This is a genomic window from Leptolyngbya sp. GGD, from assembly GCF_026735145.1.
In the GTDB taxonomy this organism is placed as follows: domain Bacteria; phylum Cyanobacteriota; class Cyanobacteriia; order Leptolyngbyales; family Leptolyngbyaceae; genus Leptolyngbya; species Leptolyngbya boryana.
On the sequence record NZ_JAPQKE010000004.1, the window covers coordinates 207,073 to 228,313 of the forward strand.

Annotated in this window: 16 protein-coding genes; 8 read left to right on the forward strand and 8 right to left on the reverse strand. The window is 48.4% G+C overall.

The genetic code is table 11. The annotated features are described in order from the left end of the window. Positions 1-97: 97 nt before the first annotated feature. The 3 genes from lgt to OU814_RS20170 are packed head-to-tail and all read right to left on the reverse strand — an operon-like array spanning position 98 to position 2,234. Positions 98-940 (reverse strand): prolipoprotein diacylglyceryl transferase, encoded by an 843-nt coding sequence (gene lgt / locus OU814_RS20160; RefSeq protein ID WP_268241914.1) that lies wholly within the window; start codon positions 938-940, stop codon positions 98-100. A gap of 34 nt (positions 941-974) precedes the next feature. Continuing rightward, on the reverse strand, positions 975-1,178 hold the full coding sequence (gene thiS / locus OU814_RS20165; RefSeq protein ID WP_017287025.1) for a sulfur carrier protein ThiS: 204 nt from the start codon (positions 1,176-1,178) through the stop codon (positions 975-977). Then, entirely contained in the window at positions 1,179-2,234 is a 1,056-nt protein-coding gene (locus OU814_RS20170) for a thiamine phosphate synthase (protein ID WP_017287026.1), read from the reverse strand. It lies immediately after the preceding gene. A 281-nt stretch (positions 2,235-2,515) separates the two neighbouring features. Here OU814_RS20170 and OU814_RS20175 point away from each other — a divergent pair, with 281 nt between their 5' ends. The 3 genes from OU814_RS20175 (at position 2,516) to OU814_RS20185 (ending at position 5,641) form a co-directional block, all read left to right on the forward strand. Continuing rightward, entirely contained in the window at positions 2,516-4,156 is a 1,641-nt protein-coding gene (locus OU814_RS20175) for a DUF1565 domain-containing protein (RefSeq protein ID WP_268241915.1), read from the forward strand. A 96-nt stretch (positions 4,157-4,252) separates the two neighbouring features. After that, complete coding sequence (locus tag OU814_RS20180) at positions 4,253-4,807, forward strand: phycobiliprotein lyase (RefSeq protein WP_017287028.1); 555 nt, start codon at positions 4,253-4,255, stop codon at positions 4,805-4,807. A gap of 87 nt (positions 4,808-4,894) precedes the next feature. Then, positions 4,895-5,641: a ferritin-like domain-containing protein gene (locus OU814_RS20185; protein ID WP_268241916.1), complete on the forward strand. Its 747-nt coding sequence runs from the start codon at positions 4,895-4,897 to the stop codon at positions 5,639-5,641. A 177-nt stretch (positions 5,642-5,818) separates the two neighbouring features. On the opposite strand, the gene rsfS is transcribed toward OU814_RS20185, so the two are convergent. Both rsfS and yqeK read right to left on the reverse strand, forming a co-directional pair. After that, positions 5,819-6,220, reverse strand: coding sequence for a ribosome silencing factor (rsfS, locus tag OU814_RS20190; RefSeq protein WP_017287030.1), 402 nt, complete (start codon positions 6,218-6,220; stop codon positions 5,819-5,821). Beyond that, entirely contained in the window at positions 6,221-6,940 is a 720-nt protein-coding gene (gene yqeK / locus OU814_RS20195; RefSeq protein WP_017287031.1) for a bis(5'-nucleosyl)-tetraphosphatase (symmetrical) YqeK, read from the reverse strand. A gap of 283 nt (positions 6,941-7,223) precedes the next feature. Between yqeK and OU814_RS20200 the strand changes: the two genes are divergently transcribed. Next, entirely contained in the window at positions 7,224-7,910 is a 687-nt protein-coding gene (locus tag OU814_RS20200; RefSeq protein WP_268241917.1) for a zinc metallopeptidase, read from the forward strand. 193 nt (positions 7,911-8,103) lie between these two features. Here the strand turns inward: OU814_RS20200 and OU814_RS20205 are convergent, their stop codons facing one another. Then, positions 8,104-9,300 (reverse strand): HhoA/HhoB/HtrA family serine endopeptidase, encoded by a 1,197-nt coding sequence (locus OU814_RS20205; protein WP_190647376.1) that lies wholly within the window; start codon positions 9,298-9,300, stop codon positions 8,104-8,106. 642 nt (positions 9,301-9,942) lie between these two features. On the opposite strand from OU814_RS20205, the gene OU814_RS20210 reads away from it, so the two are divergent. Further along, positions 9,943-10,332 (forward strand): AbrB family transcriptional regulator, encoded by a 390-nt coding sequence (locus OU814_RS20210; protein ID WP_026148493.1) that lies wholly within the window; start codon positions 9,943-9,945, stop codon positions 10,330-10,332. Between the two features lie 145 nt (positions 10,333-10,477). Here the strand turns inward: OU814_RS20210 and OU814_RS20215 are convergent, their stop codons facing one another. Next, positions 10,478-12,400 (reverse strand): chloride channel protein, encoded by a 1,923-nt coding sequence (locus OU814_RS20215; protein ID WP_268241918.1) that lies wholly within the window; start codon positions 12,398-12,400, stop codon positions 10,478-10,480. 355 nt (positions 12,401-12,755) lie between these two features. Between OU814_RS20215 and OU814_RS20220 the strand changes: the two genes are divergently transcribed. The 3 genes from OU814_RS20220 to clpB all read left to right on the forward strand — a co-directional run bounded on the left by OU814_RS20220 (position 12,756) and on the right by clpB (position 20,468). Beyond that, positions 12,756-13,145 (forward strand): hypothetical protein, encoded by a 390-nt coding sequence (locus OU814_RS20220; protein ID WP_017287038.1) that lies wholly within the window; start codon positions 12,756-12,758, stop codon positions 13,143-13,145. Positions 13,146-13,516: 371 nt separating this feature from the next. Then, on the forward strand, positions 13,517-17,503 hold the full coding sequence (locus OU814_RS20225; protein WP_268241919.1) for a magnesium chelatase subunit H: 3,987 nt from the start codon (positions 13,517-13,519) through the stop codon (positions 17,501-17,503). A gap of 277 nt (positions 17,504-17,780) precedes the next feature. Beyond that, positions 17,781-20,468, forward strand: coding sequence for an ATP-dependent chaperone ClpB (clpB, locus tag OU814_RS20230; protein ID WP_268241920.1), 2,688 nt, complete (start codon positions 17,781-17,783; stop codon positions 20,466-20,468). Between the two features lie 88 nt (positions 20,469-20,556). On the opposite strand, the gene OU814_RS20235 is transcribed toward clpB, so the two are convergent. Next, entirely contained in the window at positions 20,557-21,015 is a 459-nt protein-coding gene (locus OU814_RS20235) for a GatB/YqeY domain-containing protein (protein WP_017287041.1), read from the reverse strand. Between the last annotated feature and the right edge of the window lie 226 nt (positions 21,016-21,241).

Sequence of the window (21,241 nt, forward strand, 5' to 3'; positions counted from 1 at the left end):
TTTCCGGATTGGCTTTGTTCGCTGGAGGAAACAGCAATGGTAGATGCACCCTGACTTAATTCCCTAGAGGCAAGCCCTCTAGGGTTTTTTATGAGCATTATCGAGTCGGTTGCGAATCCGGATTTGGATCATCCACCACATCGGGGAGCGATCGCTTCATCCCATACAGCCAGAACAATCCAATCGCCCCGATCGCAATTCCTGTCAAACTGACCACTTGAGCCATTCTCAAAAAGCCCAACATCAAGCTATCAGTTCGCAGTCCCTCAATCCAAAACCGCCCCGAACTATACGCAACCATATACGTTAAAAAAAGCGTTCCAACCTTTAACCGAGACCCTTTGAAAAACAGGAACATCAGCAACGCAAAAACGCCTAAATTCCAAAGGGACTCATACAAAAAGGTCGGATGATAGTACGCAACATTCTCTAATCCCGGCGGACGGCGATCGAGCGGGATGAATAGCTTCCAAGGTAAATCCGTCGGACTACCAAAGGCTTCCGAATTAAAGAAATTTCCCCAACGCCCGATCGCTTGTCCCAAAATCAGTGACGGTGCAACTAAATCCGCCAATTGCCAAAACGAAATCTTTTTCACGCGCGCGAAAATCAAAGCCGCGATTGTGCCACCCAAGATCGCGCCATGAATCGCAATCCCGCCTTGCCAAATCGCAATCATCGAAGCCGGATTCCCGACATAATCGCGCCACTGAAAAATCACGTAATACAAGCGAGCACTCGGAATCGCAGCAAGCACTAGCCAAATCGCTAAATCACTCAGTAATTCTGGATTCACCTGCCGTCGCGATGCCAAGTATTGAGACAAATTCACCCCAATCAGCACTGCTGATGCGATGAGCACCCCGTACCAGCGAATCGAAAGCGGCCCAATTTGAAATCCAATTCCTGGCGAAGTAAATTCAGCGAGTAAAGGCAACATAAACGCAATTCATCCGAAGTGGCACTAATCAACATTAGCCGCCTCCGACGATCGTGACAATCTCTAAGCGATCGCCATCCTTCACCTCAGTCGTTTCCCAAAGCTGCCGATGCAAAATCTCTCCGTTGTACTCCACTGCAACTAAGCGCGGATTCATACCTAAAGACTCCAAAAATTCCGGCATGTTCAATGCGGCTGCACAAGTTTTTGTCTCGCCATTCACTTGCAATGTAATCATTCACGCTTCCCAAGGATCAGGAGTAGATTGAGGTTGAAATCGCCGCTTTTGTTCTAATTGCGCGATAAAAAATTGCGTTACAAAGGTCGGCTGTTCAGCTTGCATAATTGCTCTCACAACCGAGACTCGCTGCGCTCCTGCGCCGAGCACCTCATGAATATTTTGCGTGTCAATTCCCCCGATCGCATACCAAGGAATCGAACAATGTTCCGCCGCATATTTCACATACTCAAGTCCAGCGGCAGGTCTGCCTGCTTTGGTTGGCGTTTCATACACTGGCCCGACTCCAACATAATCGGCTCCTTCTGCGATCGCGGCTTTCAGTTGTTCCGGGCTATGCGTCGATCGACCAATCAGCTTATGCTGACCCAACATTTGTCGCGCCCAGGCAAACGGCATATCGTCTTGACCTAAATGCACGCCATCGGCATCGACAGCTAGAGCCAAATCTACACGATCGTTGACAATAAACAATGCTCCATAGTCTCGGCAAAGCTCACGCAGCTTCTGAGCATTCTGAAACCGAGTCGCATCATCTGCCTCTTTGTCTCGATACTGCACCAGTCCCAATCCGCCCTTCAATGCAGCTTCAACCGTTGAGAACAAATTCTCAGAAGGAGAGGTGACGAGATAAAGCGCAGCAGAATCCAGCACTTGACGACGATGAACCGTCATTAAATGACTTTCTAAGGTGTAAACCTGATAGCGCATTTGCTTCACTGCGCTTGCCATATCAGCACGATAAACTTTGCCGTATTCTTCTAAGACTCTCAGCGCTTCTTCTACGCGGCAAAAATTCACCTGCAACACTTGTTCAATGCTGCCTCGGGTTGCCTCGTTCGGATGAGTCAGATCCGTACCCGGATCATCCGGGGTATTGCGGGCAGCCCGTAATTCTGCTTGATGCCAATGCGCGAGTTCTTGTCGCCAGTATTTGCACCGTTCTGTCAATGCAACATCGTTTAAGCCAAAGCGACACCATTCTTCGATCACCCTGAGACCTTCACGGGCGCGATCGAGGTTCGCATCTAAAATTCGATAGAGGGCTGACTGCATAAAGAAGTGCAAGGGCGCAAATTTCCCAGATATTAATCTCTTATCGTATCAGGGGCAGAGGATGAGGCTACTTCATAAAGATTTTTTAATTTACTTGACCACCGTAGACTTACAGAGACAATAAGTTCAATCCGATCATTTCCGTGGAAACCCGCGCGTGATCAGCGTTCCAGTGATTTTACAGAGGTTTACTCAGATTCTCTGTGTAGACTGAACCTTCTGTAACCGATCCGAGAAAATCAGTCATGTTATCCGAACAAGCCGTGTGTTGGAGAACAATCGTGAATCGATGCTCTGTGTATTCCTCCGTATTCGCTGTATTAAGTGTATCTGCCTTATTCGCCATTACAGAAAAACCTGCGATCGCGAACCCACTGCCCGACTCGGTTGCTCAAATCACTCCATCGGTGATTTACGTCAATCCAGCGATCGGCAACGACAATAGCTCTGGTCAAGCGAATTCTCCGCTCAAAACGATTACAGTAGCCCTCGACCGAGCAGCACCGAATACTGTCATTCTTCTAGCTCCTGGAACGTACAGTATCGCGACTGGCGAAGTGTTTCCGATTCAGCTTAAGCCGACGATCACCTTACAAGGCGATCCCCGCAATCGGGGGCAGAACGTGCTGATTCGGGGAGGCGACTTTTTTCTCAGTCGAACCTTCGCTCGGCAAAATGTCACGATTCTAGGCGCAGATCGCTCAATGCTCGCTGGAGTCACCGTGACGAATCCTAACCCCCAAGGCTATGGACTCTGGACAGAATCGACCAGTCCAGTGATTTTCGCGAATACGTTTACGGGCAATACCCATGACGGAGCCTCGATCGTGGGCAATAGCGCTCCCGTGCTGAAAAACAATTATTTCTACCAAAACGGCGCAAACGGTGTCACCGTCTACGGAACGTCTCGCCCAGAGATTCAAGACAATATTTTTGAGCGCACCGGATTCGGAGTGAATATTGCTCAGAATTCTGCTCCCAAGCTACTCGGAAATCGGATTACACAGAACAAAGATGGGGTCGTGGTGCAGGGCAGTGCTCAGCCCATTCTTCGCAACAATGTGATCGATAACAACGCGCGAGACGGGATGGTGTCGATCGCGCAATCCCGTCCTAATTTAGGGAATTCTGCTGATCCCGGCAACAACACGTTCTTAAACAATCAGCAATTTGATATTAATACTCAGCGCACCACTCAAACTGTGCCCGCCTTTGGTAATCAAGTCTCAGCCAAAACGATCGGGCGGCTTGATTTCTCTGGCATTGCGGCTCCTGAAATGACGACGAATGTAGCTTCCTCGACCGGATTTGGGCAGCCTCGACCTTTGCCTCCGCTCGCCATTCGCAGTCGCCCTCTGCCTCAAGCCCGGAATAATGGTGCGATCGAGATTCCGGTTCCAGCCGCAACTTCGAGAAGTGCTCCTTTACCGATCGCCCGCTCAAATCGCCCACTTCCCACCCTGCGAATCAACGCTGCGATTCGTCCAACTGAAATTCGCCCAACTGAAATTCGTCCAACTGAAGGAATTCCAATCCGCATTCCCCAAGTTCAACCCCAAATCGCACAACCTAAACCGCAACTTGTTCAACAATCCCGTCGTGTCGCTTCTGCTTCCGGTATTCTGCCTGTTCCACGAGCGACCCCACCAATTGGCAATACAGCTGGAACCTCAGTCCGAATTTGGCGCGGCGGATCGGGTGCAGTGAGTCAAGCTTCCAGTCTTGGATTCCGATTTCGGGTCATTGTCCAAGCGAGTACAGCGTCTGAGCAGACTCAAGTGCGATCGGTGGTTGCCGATGCGTTTGCCTTAAGAGGACGGAGAGTGATGCAAGCCGGTGCATTTCGCGATCGAGCAGAAGCAGATGAATTGCTGCAAATCCTCCTAAATCAGGGATTACAAGCGTCGATCGAACAAATCTGAGCGCGATCAGCCGTCAATTCTTTCTCGACGGCTGATTTTTTCGGGTAACTGAACCTTTTACAATGGAGAGGAATCACAACCCGCTATAGGATCGTTATGGATATTGTCGAGTTTTTTGAACTTAGTGCAGGCAGATGGTCGTCGATGCGAACCAGCCATCATCCTGCCGCTCAGCAAGGGAGCGGAAAATCTACGATCGAGATCGACCTACTCGACAAATCCGATCCTGCTGTGATTCAGCTATGTGAAAAGTATCAGGTTGACCCAACTACTGCATTGCTCGGCGCACGGCTGACGTGGGAAGGCTTTCTCGATGGCGAAACGAGGAAGCAAACTGGCTCGACTGTGCTTGTGCCGATCGCAGGCGATACCCAAAATTCGGGCAAGCTACTTGGCGAAATGGGAACTACCCAGCAGACCCCGATTGTGGGACACTACGAAGTCTCAGACGCGATGGGATTAACTCTGATTACCGAATCAGACACCCTTTACTCGAAAGAGCGAATCTGGTTTGAAAGCCCAAATGTGCGCTTCCGGCACAGTGTTTTGAAGCAGGCAGGCGGCTTCAGTCTGGCATCGTTCTGTTCTGAAGTTCGCTTAGGTGCAGTCAAGCCCGATCCAAAAGCAGCGGATGCGGCTGCCGCGAAATAGGTCGGGAGATAGAGATCAAAGCTGTCTCCTACTCCCTACCGCTTCAGCGCGTTACCATAGCGGGTGCAGTCCTCACCTTTTAGAGCGATGAATCTTCTGACGCAATTTCTCCACATTGTCGGTTCAGGTGCGAGCGCTTACATTTTGTCGAGTGGAATTCGCGATCGTCAAACTCGTCCGAATCTCCTCGCTGGCTTTCAAATGGCAGAATCGGGTTCTGTGCCATTTTTGCAGGCTTTGCGCGATCGTGCACTTGCAGAAGGCAAAACCTGGTTTGCAGAAAAGCTCGATCTCCACGCCAGCGATGAGAAACGGCATGGTCAGATCTTTGCGCATGGCTTAAAGCAGCTCAATAAAAAGGTCATCGATTTTAGTCAACTGCGCGATCGTCAAACGGACAGGAAACCGGAGGAATCGAAGCGGAGTCCCTTTTTTGATGCCTATTTTGTAGGCTACTCTCAAGAACAGTTGAAACCTGCAAATATTCCTTGGGAAGTCTTTCTTGCCAGCACTTATATTCTTGAACTGGATGCGAGTAAAGACTTTTTCAGACTTGCAGAAGCCCTACCAGAAGATGCGACGAGTACAAACTTGAAAAAGGGCGTTTTGAGTATCGCTGAAGATGAGACACGACACGCTGCTTATCTTTATGAAGTCATGGAACGTGACTTTGGAATTGCCAAAACGCAAGCGTTAATTGATGAATGGCGGACTCGCAAAGTGAATGCAATGTTTGCAGCCGTGCAAAACTACATTCGTAAAGGCGGCAAGATGGCTCAAATGGTAGAAGAAGGCGCACCTGTTGAAATGCAGCCTGAGCCTGCTGCTGCGTAAAAGGTACATTTCGAGCTATTTCGCTGCGTCTCGGCTTGGTTCAACGATCGCAATTTCCGACATTCTGAACCGTTCTGAAGCTCGTCTCCTCTAAAAATTGAGCCGAACCCCAAACCTCATAAAAAATCGAGAGATTAGAATTCTAATCTCTCGATTCACTTTATGTTCTAAATCAATTTACAAGGTGCCAAACGGAACGCGCGGTGCATGTCCCCAGAACGATTCTAAGCCATAGAATTCGCGTTCTTGAGGCATCATCACATGCACGATCACATCACCGTAATCCTCAATAATCCAAGTCCCATCCGAGAAGCCTTCGGATCGAATGGGCTTCCGTCCCATCTCTTCTTCCAGTTTGTCTTCAATCGATCGAGCAATTGCCCGGACTTGCACCTTTGAGTACCCTGTCACGACGACAAAATAATCTGCCAGAACCGACACATCGCCGACTTTCAACAACACAATATCGCTCCCTTTGCGCTCATCAGCTGCCGTAGCGACTAACTGTGCCATTCGATCTGAGCGATCGTCTAGCGTCGTATTGAGCGAAAGAGTTTGCTGGTTAGAAAGTTCTGTCATTCAGGTTTGAATTCCTTTTACGAGTTGGATTTTAGCGATCGGGTCTTTTACAACCGTTTGTTTGAACCGTTGTAAAAAGGCATTACGAGTTTGTACCGTGCGCGGATGGATCAGGTGACCCGCTTGAATCAAGTGTCTGAGCGATGCATCTGCCACTCGCCAAGTTGCCTGAATCAAGTCCTGCCGACTCAAGTCTCGCAATTCTTCTAACTCAGGTGTGGCTCCCCGTCCTGGTTCTAGCCCATCAGCTAGATACACCACACAGCCGAGTAAACTCATCTCCGGACTGCCAAGCGTATGATGCCGAATTGCATTTAATACCTCAGAATCCGTTACACCGAATTCATCCCGTGCCACGATCGCACCTGCATCTGCATGAAGTAAATGAGGATTCATCTCTTCAATCGGATCGATCTCCAAGCCTTCTGCGATCGCCATACTCAACAGTCGCTTTGGCTTAAAGAACTTTGCCAAATCGTGCATGAGTGCAGCTTGCGCCGCTTTCTCACGATCGAGATGATGCCGTTGAGCAAGCTCGATCGCGAATTGTTCGACCCGCAGGATATGTCGAATTCGAGTTTCGGGGACTTGACCTTTCAGCCAGAATAAAACTCTTGCACGCGATCGATCAGGAGGCGGAAGTAAACGTGAAAGCGCGATCGATTTATCCACCTGTGGCGAAGTCCCTTCAGTCTGTAGTGCTTTGGGCAATTCACGCATCAGTACTGCTATCTCCTGCCAGTACCTTGTGCGGGGATAAAAATTGACATCGAGCGATCCATTCCTTCCTTTCAGTGCTGTCTTTATTCTAACGTAAGTCTCTGAGTCTCGATCCCCTCTCATCGGATGCGATTTGTGACAAATTCATCGAAAATTCCGCAGCTAAAACTCAACCGGGTCGAGTTCGGTTTTCGCTCCAGGCATCCTAGATTTAGAGGTGATAGCATAGCGGATAAAAGCAGTCAATTAAGCCTCGCATAGAATTTAAGAAAAGGTAAACGGCATGTTTTTCCATTGGTCTTATCTCCTGCTGATTCCCGGCATGATCCTGGTATTCTGGGCGCAGCAGCGGGTTCAAAACACGTACCGCAAATACTCTGAGATTCCCTCACGGATGGGAATGACGGGGGCAGAAGTTGCGAAAATGATTCTCGATCGCATGGGCGTTTATGACGTGAGCATCGAGCCTGTCGCGGGGGAACTGACGGATCATTACGATCCAAGTGCAAAAGCGGTTCGACTCTCAGAAGTCGTTTACGGTTCGAGTTCATTAGCTGCAGCAGCGGTAGCAGCACATGAATGTGGTCACGTTCTACAAGATGTGAAAGGATATGTGCCGATGAATGTTCGGGCGGCATTAGTTCCAGCCGTGAACCTAGGCGCAAATTTTGGACCACTCTTGATTATGGGTGGTTTGTTCCTAGGAGCACTGGGTGGCGTATTCATCAAAATTGGAATTGCGCTGTTTGCGGCTGTGATTGTGTTCCATCTGGTTACTCTGCCCGTTGAATTTGATGCGTCAAGCCGAGCCTTACGCTTGATCGATGAACTCGGCATTTTGCAGGGTGAAGAGAATCAAGGTGCGCGAAAAGTCTTGAATGCAGCAGCATTTACTTACGTTGCAACTGCGCTGTATGCGTTGCTCCAGTTGGTTCAGTACATCTTAATTGCGCTCGGTCAGCGCGATTAGCCTGAGACTTCAAGATTAACTAAAAAGCCGATGGATATATCCATCGGCTTTTTGTATCAATTCACTATGGTTCAATATCAATCTGATAGGGAGATAGCGTGAGGATCTGAAATCAGGGTTACTATTCTCCACTCGCCACTCCGCAAAATTCATGGGATTGACGAGTAGAGACAACATCAACGATGAACTGTCATTAATTCTGCGCCGTTTGAGTCGGGAACACCCCAGGCTGTACACTCACAGTCGTCGTATTCCCTCCGCGACTCACATCAAGCCGAAGATTTCCGCCCACCGAAGCGTTCTCCACTGCTTGCTGAACTTGATCCGCTTTTGTCACGGTTTGACCATTTACTTTCTTGATCACATCTCCATTCCGCAAGCCCGCTCTTGCAGCCGGAGAATTCGGCATCACGCGAAAAATGACCACGCCTTGATCATCTTGGACTCGGAAACCAACTTCTCGATCGCGGTTAATCTGATCTCTCAAGTCCGCTGTCAATCCCCGCATCTGAATTCCTAAATAGGGGTGATCCACCCGACCTTTAGAAATCAACTGCTGCGAGATCCGCTGAGCCGTATTGATAGGAATTGCAAAGCCTAACCCCTGCGCCCCACCAATGATCGCGGTATTCATGCCAATCACTTCCCCGCGTTGGTTGAGCAAAGGACCACCCGAATTCCCCGGATTAATCGCGGCATCCGTTTGAATAAAGCTCACCCGCTTGTCTGCTACTCGCACTTCCGCACTGGATCGCCCGGTCGCACTGATGATGCCAGCCGTGACGGTATTATCTAACCCGAGCGGATTTCCGATTGCAATCGCCCATTCTCCTGGCTTCAACCCATCCGAGTTGCCCAGTGGAACCGTCGGTAAATTATTCGCCTGAACTCGCACCACAGCAACATCGGTCAGAGAATCTTGACCCACCACTTTTCCACTGATCTCACGTCCATCTTTCATCGTGACAGTCACGGTGTCTGCACCACTGACCACGTGAGCATTCGTTAAAATCAATCCATCGCCGCTAATGATGAAGCCTGAACCTGTTCCGCGCTCAACGCGTTGCGAAGGTTGATTGGGAATTTGATTGCCGAAGAATTGGCGGAAGAAAGGATCGTTAAATACTTCGGGAACGCGCGATTGCACGGTTCGCGAAGCGTTAATCCGCACCACCGCAGGTCCGACTCGCTCCACAGCAGATGCGATAAAATTCGGGTCAGCGAGTCCAGCGGTACGATTCGTCGCTTGCGCGATCGCAGGAGGTGAAACAATATTATTGACAGCATTGCTGGAGAGTAGACGATTTCCAGCGAGGGCTGTCCCCGCTCCGACCAATGGCAGCATGAAATAGACAGCAGACTGTTTAAACGATTTGCGAGGCGTTGTCATCGGGTGTGTACTCTCCTTAATGTTGCATCTCCAAAAATTTCAATCATTTCCGTAAGCAAAGATGCAAATTGCTCTTCATCCAAATGATAGATACTTCGACTATAGTCATCAAATATGACGTTAGCGCGGCAATTTAGTTGCAACTGTGCCATATCTTTATCGCTGCATGCAGGATGCTCTCTCTATCTTTGATTTTGTCATTTCAACTTCATGACGAACACACAGCGTTGACAAGTGAGGTTGATAACTTATGAATCACAGGTGAATGAATGGTAAGAGCAGCTTACAACTTGAGCGACAAAAGGTTTTTGATCTCTAAGGTGTCGATGTTTGACGATGCCGTCAGGATTGCCGCCGTAGTTCGCTCAACGCAGTAAGTCTGCTCCTTTTTATTTTTAAATTTCCCTTCCCAAACTTCTAAAGACTACGATCACGAGAAAGAAGGGCGAAAATCGTTGCAAATTCTAAGCGAATTCGCACGTCATTTTTGTCGGCAATCTGAGACGAATTTGTGTCAAAAATCAGCGATGCCAGTGTAATATGAATTGGGCAAACTCACCGGGCACTAAATAATCTCAATTTAGTGGATTTGGGAGCGCTGATCAGATCGAATTGATGTCCACTGATTCGGATTTCGGGTTGATGACTAAGAAGAAAAAGATTGAGCCACTGACGGGGGAATCTCTGCTGAAGAAGGTGAAGGAACTCGACCATCTCAATAAAGAAGAAAAAGCGAAAGAATGCGGCTATTACACGGTGACGAAAAATGGAGTCGAACGTGTGAATATGATGAAATTCCTGAATGCATTAATCGATGCAGAAGGAATTCAATTAGATGGGAAGCAGGCAACCAATGGACGAGGAGGTCGCAGTGCAAGTTACCGAATTAGTGTGCAGTCTAATGGTAATTTGTTAATTGGTGCAGCGTATACAAAACAAATGGAATTGCAGCCAGGAGATGAATTTGAAATCTCTTTGGGACGAAAGCATATTCATCTGAAACAACTCGATCGAGAAGAACTCAACGTGTAATTCTATGGAAAACATTGATTGGCAAACTGCTATTCCGGTGGGTCTAGCGATCGCGATTTTTCTAGGCGGGATGCTAATGATGTTTACAGGAGTTTGGACCAGCCGAAACCGATGAGACTCTACTTTTATAAAGTCTCATCTAGAGTTAATTCAATACGCCTACATTGGCAAGTTCAGCTTCGGTTGGACTTGTTTTTTTGGCGTAAGACAGATAAGGCGTTAACCGAACTCTCGTCAGCGCCAAATTACATGCCAATGTGATGCCTTCTTGCTCTAAAAGTCCCAGAATTTGATGCGGATTTTCGCGATCGATGACAGGAAGTTGATGCAATCCACGAGTCGCCATTCTATCTAATGCATCGGTTAATGGCTCATCTTTATAGGCATAAAGAATGTCGGTTGTACACACATCCGCGATCGTGCGATCGAGGGCTTGATCAAAATGATTCAGTTCGGTTTCCCAACGTGCGATCGCACGATTGATATCTTGCAAGGTGATAATGCCGATCAATTGGCGATCGAGATTAACCACTAATGCACTATGACAATGATTTTGAATCAATTGCAAACCTGCCTCTAAAAGTGGCATTGACTCTTCAACCTGTAGAAAGTTCGGATGCATTGCCTCTGCAACAGAAACATTTCTGAGCATTTCCTGCTTCTGTAAGCTCGTTGAAGTTGGGGCAGGATCACCTTTTGCTTCGATTTGCTGCAAGTTAGAAGGCTGTTCGGGATTCGATTTCAACAGATTCGCAAGCCAGACGCTCAATCCCACCGCTGCCATCAACGGTAAGACAATTCGATAGTCGCGGGTCATCTCAAACAGCAACAAAATCGAAGTTAAAGGCGCATTCACACTCGCCGCTAAAACTGCCGCCATCCCGACCATTGCATAAGCAGGTGGTGCAGCAATGCTTCCTGCAAACATAGGGAAGACGAAAGGCAAAACTTTGCCATATGCCGCACCCAATGTCGCACCCAAAAACATCGCAGGCGCAAACATCCCCCCGATTAGCCCGCTCCCTAAACTGACCGCTGTCATGAGCAATTTCACAACTAATAATGTCATGAGCAGGAGTAACGAGAATTGCACATCTCGCAGCATCGCTTCAACGGTGTCATAGCCTACCCCTAAGATTTGCGGCAATTTTAGGGCTACTAATCCGACGCATAGACCGCCTAAAATCGGCTGCGCTTCCCGCGGAATTTTTGCCATCCAAACGGTTCCAGGAATTTTGCCCTGAAAGACATCACTTGCCCACTTTAAAGAAGTGGTGTAAGCGATCGACACAACACAAGCAAATAGCCCTAACCCTAGATAGAGTGGCAATTCTAGCGGACTGCGAACTTCATAAGCCGGCAGCGCAAATGCAGGCTGTCCTCCAAGTCCAATCTGAGCAATCAGCGCTGAAACGACCGCCGAAAGTAAGACAATACTTGCCGCAGACGTTTCAAACGTCGTCCCCAAGACCACCTCTAGCGCGAAGAATACGCCAGCGATCGGCGCATTAAATCCGGCTGCTAATCCGGCTGCTGCGCCTGCACCTAACAGTAATCGTTGGCGATCGCGCGATACTTTCAAACTCTGCCCCACTAACAACCCAAAATTTGCGCCGACTTCTACACTTGGACCTTCGGGTCCGAGAGATGCTCCAGTCCCCAACGAAACGGCTGCCGCTACTGTTTTGATAATGGGGCGAGTTGGCGACATTTCCTTGCCCGCTTGCACCGCCGCAATTAATCCTGAAATTCCTGGACTAAATTCTTTCGTGAGCCAGCGCATCAGCCCAACTAGAAGTCCACCGAGCGTTGGAACACAAGCTAATGTCCAAGCCCCAAAATGCCCGATCGTTCCCATCAGGTCTTCTAGCGTCAGTCGGTGAAATAATTCAATCAAATAGCGGAACATCAATACGCCTAACCCCGCCCCACCACCGATCACAACGGCTAAGAGCAGCACGATCGTATCCGGATGAGGTTGAAGGCGATTTAGCAGACCATTGAAGCGAGATTGAGGAGCGATCGAAGAATCAGGCAGCAGAATTTTGGGCGGCGGAGTCGAGGGCACGGCAGGGGTTATCAATAATGATTAATTTTTATTTCTCATTCTCATTGTGATTGATCAAAGCCAGAGTAGACAAGTATTTTGCGAAATTCCGAAAGATTTCGACACAGGGCAAATTTTGCCCTTCCGAGAAGACGAAACTGCGAAAAAAATCGCTCTCATTTTTCCGCAATTTTGCTGAACGATCGCACTTTGCACGGAAGATCGCGGGTAAACTGGTATCAAAGGATCAAGTCTCAACCTATTACAAATATTATTTCTTAGCTATTTAAGTCTTGAAGCTATTTTTCGCTTGGATTGACTCGACTTTAAAAACGCGCCTTCCGAATGTTGTCATTTTGCTGGTTTTCTGCTGCCAATGAATGCTGATACCTTTGATCGCGGTTCTCATGCTTGCCCGGTTTGCCATCGTACAGGCAACTTTGTCTCAGTCAACTCTGTGAATGGATTACTGACCTGTCCGCATTGTCGATCGCGCCTTGTTGTAAGTATTAGCGGTCATTATGTTCGCGATCCCTTCAGCGTCAAAAAATTAAAGCCAAGTAGTCGGCAGTTGAGGAAGCAGAGCCGCCCGATTGCAAGAATCATGAGAGATTCAGGGCTTGCCAAACATTCTCCCTTGATCACAATTTTAAGCAGCTTGATTGTTGCAGGATTCTCGATCGCAGTTCTGAGTCAGCCTGGTGCACAGAAACTTCCCAATTGGGTGCAGCAGACGATTTTGAAAAATACCGATCTGAAAAATTAAATATTACAAAACATTGCGAATTTATCGGGTTAATAAGTCCTTATACCTAGCTTGAAAGGTCCTTCTTTACATTTCTTAATTAAGAAATGTAAAGAAAACTAGAGCACTAGCTCATAACTCTGTAACGGTTAGTAACAAAAAATTACCGATTTCTTATCAATTTGTGTCATATATGTCCCGAAATGCGCTTTATGTATACGTTTTCTGGTAAAAACACAAATGTAGATTAAATACAGTTTGCGATCGCAAAGCCGAGCATGTAACTTTACAAACCGTTACATCTCTGCCTGAATCTGGGGTTGATCTGGATTAGGACGCTCACGTTCGCTTGTCGATTTAAGAAGAGAACACGCTAAAAGGAGTCTGACTGCATGTTCACCCACGTCAAGCCCACCGTTCGACACATTACGCCAGAGAACTTGGCAGGACGGTCATTGCTCAAGGTGGTCTATGTCGTGTTAGAGCCACAGTATCAAAGTGCGCTCTCCGCCGCCGTTCGATCAATTAATGCAAATCATCCCAAGGTCGCTGTTGAAATTAGTGGCTATCTGATTGAAGAACTCCGCAACCCGGAGAACTACGAAGCCTTTCAACGCGATGTTTCAGAAGCAAACATTTTCATTGCCTCGCTCATTTTCCTCGAAGATTTAGCGGAGAAAGTGGTTGCTGCCGTTGAGCCGCATCGCGATCGTTTAGACGCAGCAGTCGTCTTCCCGTCGATGCCGCAAGTGATGCGCCTAAACAAATTGGGTAGCTTCTCAATGGCTCAGTTGGGACAGTCAAAAAGCGCGATCGCGAACTTCATGAAGAAGCGCAAGGAAAATTCCGGCGCAGGCTTCCAAGACGCGATGCTGAAGTTACTCAATACTTTGCCCAAAGTGTTGAAGTACTTGCCGATGGATAAAGCCCAGGATGCTCGCAACTTTATGTTGAGCTTCCAATATTGGCTCGGCGGCAATTCAGACAACTTAGAAAACTTTCTGCTGATGTTGGCAGATAAGTATGTTTTCAAAGGCGAAATCGGTCATAACGTCGAATACCAAGACCCGCAGGTTTATCCGGATCTAGGAATTTGGCATCCGATGGCTCCTCACATGTTCGAGGATCTCAAAGAGTATCTCAACTGGTTTAGCTCTCGCAAAGATATTCCCGAAGATCTGCGCGACCCTCTCGCTCCAACGGTTGGGCTAGTGTTGCAAAGAACTCACCTGGTCACAGGGGATGACGCTCACTATGTCGCAATGGTTCAAGAATTTGAAGCGATGGGCGCACGGGTGATTCCAGTCTTTGCGGGTGGCTTGGATTTCTCGAAACCAGTTGATGCGTTTTTCTATGATCCGATTAATCCTGAGAATGCGATCGTTGACGTGGTTGTCTCTTTGACTGGATTTGCGCTAGTAGGTGGCCCCGCTCGTCAAGATCATCCCAAAGCGATCGAATCTTTGCGTCGCTTGAATCGTCCTTACATGGTGGCATTGCCGCTGGTCTTCCAAACAACCGAAGAGTGGCAAGATAGCGAACTCGGATTGCACCCGATCCAAGTTGCATTACAAATCGCATTGCCTGAGCTAGATGGTGCGATCGAGCCGATCATCGTGTCGGGTCGAGATGGTGCAACGGGTAAAGCGATCGCGCTTCAGGATCGAGTCGAAGCGATCGCACAACGCGCCTTGAAATGGGCAAATCTGCGTCGCAAACCTAAGCTGCATAAGCGTGTTGCAATTACAGTCTTCAGCTTCCCGCCGGATAAAGGTAACGTGGGAACCGCAGCTTACCTGGATGTCTTTGGCTCGATTTACAAAGCCATGGAAGCTTTGAAGCAAAACGGCTATGACGTTCAAGATTTGCCTGAATCAGGTGAAGCGTTGATGCTAGAAGTGCTGCATGATGCTCGCGCCCAGTACAACAGCCCCGAACTGAACATTGCTTACAAGATGTCAGTTCCTGAATACGAGGAATTGACTCCCTATCATGAGCGCTTAATCCCGTCATGGGGACCAGCTCCTGGACATCTCAACACCGATGGACAAAATCTTTTGGTGTATGGGAAATCGTTTGGAAATGTCTTTATCGGAGTTCAGCCGACTTTCGGATATGAAGGTGATCCGATGCGGCTGTTGTTCTCGCGATCGGCAAGTCCACACCACGGATTCGCAGCGTACTACACCTATCTAGAGAAAATCTGGAAAGCAGACGCAGTCCTGCACTTTGGAACGCATGGATCGTTGGAATTTATGCCTGGTAAGCAAATTGGGATGTCCGATGAATGCTTCCCAGATAGCTTGATCGGCACCATTCCGAACCTTTACTACTACGCTGCCAATAATCCATCTGAGGCAACGATCGCAAAACGCCGCTCTTACGCTGAAACGATCAGTTACTTAACACCTCCGGCTGAGAATGCTGGACTATACAAAGGGCTGAAAGAACTGAGCGAATTAGTTGGCTCTTATCAAACCCTGAAAGACTCCGGTCGTGGGGTTCAGATCGTCGATACGATCATGGATAAAGCTCGGATTTGCAATCTCGATAAAGATATTGCGTTTCCTGACAATGCCAGCGAATTGAGCCAAGAAGAGCGAGATACGATCGTTGGAAAGGTCTACATCAAACTGATGGAGATCGAATCGCGGTTGTTACCTTGCGGATTGCACGTGATTGGTAAGCCACCTACGGCAGAAGAAGCGATCGCAACTTTAGTGAATATTGCGAGTCTCGATCGTCCTGAAGAAGAAATGCTGAGCTTGCCTCGGATCATTGCGAATAGCGTGAACCGTGACATTGACGAAGTCTTCCAAAACAGTGATTTGGGCGTGCTCAATGATGTTCAACTGTTGAATGACATCAACCAAGCCACTCGCAATGCTGTCGCAGCAATGGTCAATGCTCAGATCGACCAAGAAGGACGCGTTTCTAAAACCTCAATGTTAGGCAATTTGTTTAACTTTGGAGGCAACAAGAAAGCACCTTGGATCGAAGCTCTGCATGAAGCAGGCTATCCGAATGTGGATCAAGAAGCGATCAAGCCGCTGATCGAGTTCCTGCAATTCTGCTTGAAGCAAGTCGTTGCAGACAATGAATTGGGTGCATTGCTGACGGCACTAGAAGGGGAATACATTCTGCCAGGCCCCGGTGGTGATCCGATTCGGAACCCCGATGTATTGCCGACTGGAAAGAACATTCACGCACTTGATCCACAATCGATTCCGACTGCTGCTGCGGTGAAATCTGCGAAGATCGTCGTCGATCGCTTAATTGCCCGGCAATGTGCAGAGAATAACGGAGCTTACCCAGAAACGATCGCCTGCGTGCTCTGGGGAACTGACAACATCAAAACATACGGCGAATCGCTGGCTCAGATTCTCTGGATGGTTGGAGTTCGTCCGTTACCCGACTCCTTGGGACGGATTAATAAGCTGGATTTGATTCCTTTAGAAGAGTTAGGCAGACCTCGGATCGATGTCGTCGTCAACTGTTCCGGTGTATTCCGCGACTTGTTTATTAACCAAATGGCATTACTCGATCGAGCTGTGAAAATGGCTGCCGAAGCAGAAGAACCTTTGGAAATGAACTTTGTTCGCAAGCACGCGATGAAGCAAGCCGATGAGTTAGGCATTAACCTGCGCCAAGCTGCGACTCGTGTGTTCTCGAATGCTTCTGGTTCTTACTCGTCGAATATCAACTTAGCCGTTGAGAATGGTACGTGGGAGAACGAAGAGGAACTGCAAAACATGTACCTCTCTCGGAAAGGGTTTGCTTTCTCCTCAGACAATCCCGGCATGATGGAACAAAACGAAGCCGTTTTCCGCGCCTCGCTGAAGACTGCCGATGTTACCTTCCAAAACCTCGATTCTTCTGAGATTTCGCTCACCGACGTTTCGCACTACTACGACTCCGATCCGACCAAGATCGTGTCGAGCTTACGCGATGACGGTAAGATGCCTTCTTCCTACATGGCAGACACGACTACGGCGAATGCTCAGATTCGGACGCTTTCTGAAACTGTTCGTCTCGATGCTCGTACCAAGATGCTCAATCCGAAATGGTACGAGGGCATGTTGAGCCACGGGTATGAAGGCGTGCGGGAATTGTCGAAGCGATTGGTCAATACAATGGGCTGGTCAGCAACGGCAAACGCTGTAGATAACTGGGTTTACGAAGATACCAACACCACGTTCTTCAAAGATGAGGAAATGTGTAAGCGATTGTTGGATCTCAATCCCAACTCGTTCCGTAAGATGGTGACGACCTTGCTCGAAGCCAATGGTCGCGGCTATTGGGAAACGAGCGAAGAAAACCTCGATCGACTCCGCGAACTGTATCAAGAAGTCGAAGACCGCATCGAAGGCGTTGAATAATCTCGCACTCAAATGAGTAAAAAGGCACGATCGATATCGATCGTGCCTTTTGCTTTTAACGGAATAAATTAAGCGCCGCAAGGTTTTTTCCAAAATTCTCTGATGCAAAAGCTCAAGCCAATATTTTGGAAATCAAAAATTTACTGCCGGGCAAAAATCATCATGAAGCCGCAAACCCTGCTTCAACCATGAGACTGCTCAACTCAATACAAACTCTTGACCCTAAGTCGCTACAATGAAGGCTCAAGAAGAATGATGAATAGACCTATCGGAATACATGCAACCCACAGACCCAAGCAAATTTACAGATAAAGCCTGGGAAGCGATCGTACAGGCACAAGATGTCGTACGCCGCTATCGACACCAGAATTTAGAAGTTGAACATTTAATGATTAGCCTGCTAGAGCAAGAAGATGGGCTAGCAGCAAAAATTTTAACTAAAGTTGGAGTGGAAGCAACCCGCTTGTGGCAGCAGATCGACGAGTATGCCCGTCGCCAGCCCAAAGTCGGGAGTTCTGAACAGCTCTACCTGGGTCGTAATCTGGATGTCATGCTCGATCGGGCTGAAACCGCCCGTGTCGCGATGCAAGACGATTTTATTTCGATCGAGCATCTCCTCAAATCCTTTGCAGATGATCCTCGCCTCGGCATGAAGCTATTTCGCAGCCTCAATGTCGATACCGCAAGGCTAGATACGGCAATTCGAGACGTTCGTGGTAGCCAAAAAGTGACCGATCAAGCCCCTGAATCCCGTTATTCCGCTTTAGAGAAATTCGGGATGGATCTGACCGAGCGCGCCAAAGCCGGAAAAATCGATCCAGTGATTGGGCGGGATGAAGAAATTCGTCGGGTTGTGCAAGTTCTGTCTCGCAGAACGAAAAATAATCCGGTCTTAATCGGAGAACCAGGCGTTGGGAAAACCGCGATCGCTGAAGGTCTTGCCCAACGAATTATCAATGGTGACGTTCCCGAATCGCTTAAAAATCGGAAATTAATCTCGCTCGACATGGGATCGCTGATTGCTGGTGCGAAGTATCGAGGCGAATTTGAAGATCGACTGCGAGCCGTCCTGAAAGAAGTCATTCAGTCCGATGGGCAAATCGTTCTCTTCATCGATGAACTTCATACCGTGGTCGGAGCAGGAGCAGCAGGGCAAGGCAATATGGATGCCGGAAACTTGCTGAAGCCGATGCTAGCAAGAGGCGAGTTGCGCTGTATTGGAGCAACCACTTTAGATGAATATCGCAAATATATCGAGAAAGATGCGGCGCTAGAACGGCGATTTCAGCAGGTGATGATTGACCAGCCGACCGTCGAAGATACGATTTCGATCTTGCGCGGCTTAAAGGAGCGCTACGAAGTCCATCACGGGGTCAATATTACCGATTCAGCGTTAGTGGCAGCGGCAACCTTATCGAGCCGATATATTAGCGATCGCTTTCTTCCCGATAAAGCGATCGATCTCGTTGACGAAGCTGCTGCAAAACTGCGGATGGAAATCACCTCCAAGCCGACCGAGCTAGAGCAAATCGAGCGTCGTTTGAGACAGCTTGAAATGGAAAAGCTCTCGATCAAGAGCGAAGACAAAATCACGGGTTTAACTGGACTTAGCCGAAATTCTAAAGACCGTTTAGAACGGCTGGAACAAGAAATTGCGGAGCTTCAGCCCAAAAAAGACGCGCTCGATTCGCAATGGCAAAGCGAAAAACAAATTCTTGAAACGATTAAATCGCTCAAACAAGAAGAAGATCAACTGCGCGTACAAATCGAGCAAGCTGAACGCGCCTATGATCTCAATACCGCAGCACAGTTAAAATACGGTCGCCTAGAAGCCTTACAGCACGATCGAGAAAAACAAGAAGCGCAACTCATCGAACTCCAAGCCGGAGGAAGTACACTGCTCCGCGAACAAGTCACCGAAGCAGACATTGCTGAAATCGTAGCGCGATGGACAGGCATCCCCATTACTCGACTGCTTGAATCTGAACGGCAAAAACTTCTCAACTTGGAAGGGCATCTGCATGAACGAGTGATCGGACAGCATGATGCAGTCGAAGCCGTTGCCGCCGCAATTCGTCGAGCGCGATCGGGAATGAAAGATCCCAGCCGTCCGATTGGATCATTCCTATTCATGGGACCAACCGGAGTCGGTAAAACAGAACTCGCGCGGGCATTGGCGCAATTTTTGTTTGACTCTGACGATGCGATCGTGCGCCTCGATATGTCGGAATACATGGAAAAGCATTCCGTCTCGCGTCTGGTCGGTGCGCCTCCTGGATATGTCGGCTATGACGAAGGCGGACAACTTTCAGAAGCGATTCGTCGCAAGCCTTACTCGGTTGTCTTGCTGGATGAAGTAGAGAAAGCCCACCCGGATGTGTTCAACATTCTGCTGCAAGTTCTCGACGATGGGCGAATTACCGATTCTCAAGGTCGCACCGTCGATTTTCGCAACGCAGTCATCGTCATGACGAGCAACATTGGTAGCGAACACATTCTCGATATCGCAGGCGATGAAGCCAAGTACGAGGAAATGCAGAAACGAGTCATGACGGCTCTCCGGAAACATTTCCGCCCTGAATTTCTCAATCGGATCGACGATACTATCCTGTTCCATCCATTGAGCCGAGCAGAATTAGGCGAGATCGTCAGACTGCAATTGCTCCGAATTCAAAGCATGTTGAGCGATCAGAAAATTACGTTGGAACTTTCGGCTGCAGCCCAGAAATATGTTGCCGATGTTGGATACGACCCAACTTACGGCGCACGTCCCCTGAAGCGAGCCATTCAACGCGAATTACAAAACCCGATTGCAACCAAACTGCTCGAAAACGCATTCGGCGAAGGAGATACGATCATGATCGATCTCGTCGAAGGCAAGTTGAAATTTAGCAAGAAAGAGTTGGTTTCCAGTTCCCAAGCTGTGAGTACAGCTCCTGTGGCGGTGGCAGAAAGGCGGGAGTAGGGGGTAGGGAGTGGGGAGTGGGAGTGAATTTAATCTCGACTCAACTGTTTGGATCTTGGATCATTCACCTACTCCCCACTCCCCACCTCTACGCGCCCAACTTTGCCTTCACGATCGCTTGCACCTTCTTCCCATCCGCCTTACCTTTCAACTGCTGCATTACTGGACCCATCACTTTGCCCATATCTTTCGGTGAAGACGCTCCGACATCCGCAATAATTTTCGCGATCGCATTTTCAACTTCCTCATCCGACATCTGCGCCGGGAGAAATGTCTCAATAATCGCCAACTCCTCCGCTTCTTTCTGAGCAAGATCCGGGCGATTCGCGTTTGTATATTGCTCGATCGAATCGCGCCGCTGTTTTGCAATCTGAGACAACGACTCGATCTCCTGCTCCTCAGTCAACTCCGTCTGACCCGAAGGACGAACACTCACCTCTTTTTCAAGCAGCACCTTTTTAATACTCCGCAACGTCTCCAAGCGCAATTTATCTTGAGCTTTCATCGCGGTTTTAATCTCATCGGTGATGCGATCTTTTAGGCTCATAACTGGCTAATCCTTGCATAACTAAAGCTCTAAGGATAGCTTAGTCCCTTTACTTCAACCTAGTCGTTCACCGCAAGAAATCGAATAGGGAGATAGACAGCAATCTGAACTTGGGTTCTCACCCATCTCCCCACGCCGTAAAATGAATGCAGTTGACTGCTGAAGCATATTTGTGAATTTAGAACAATGTCACTCCGCACAAAATGATGGTGCCCGTCCGCGATCG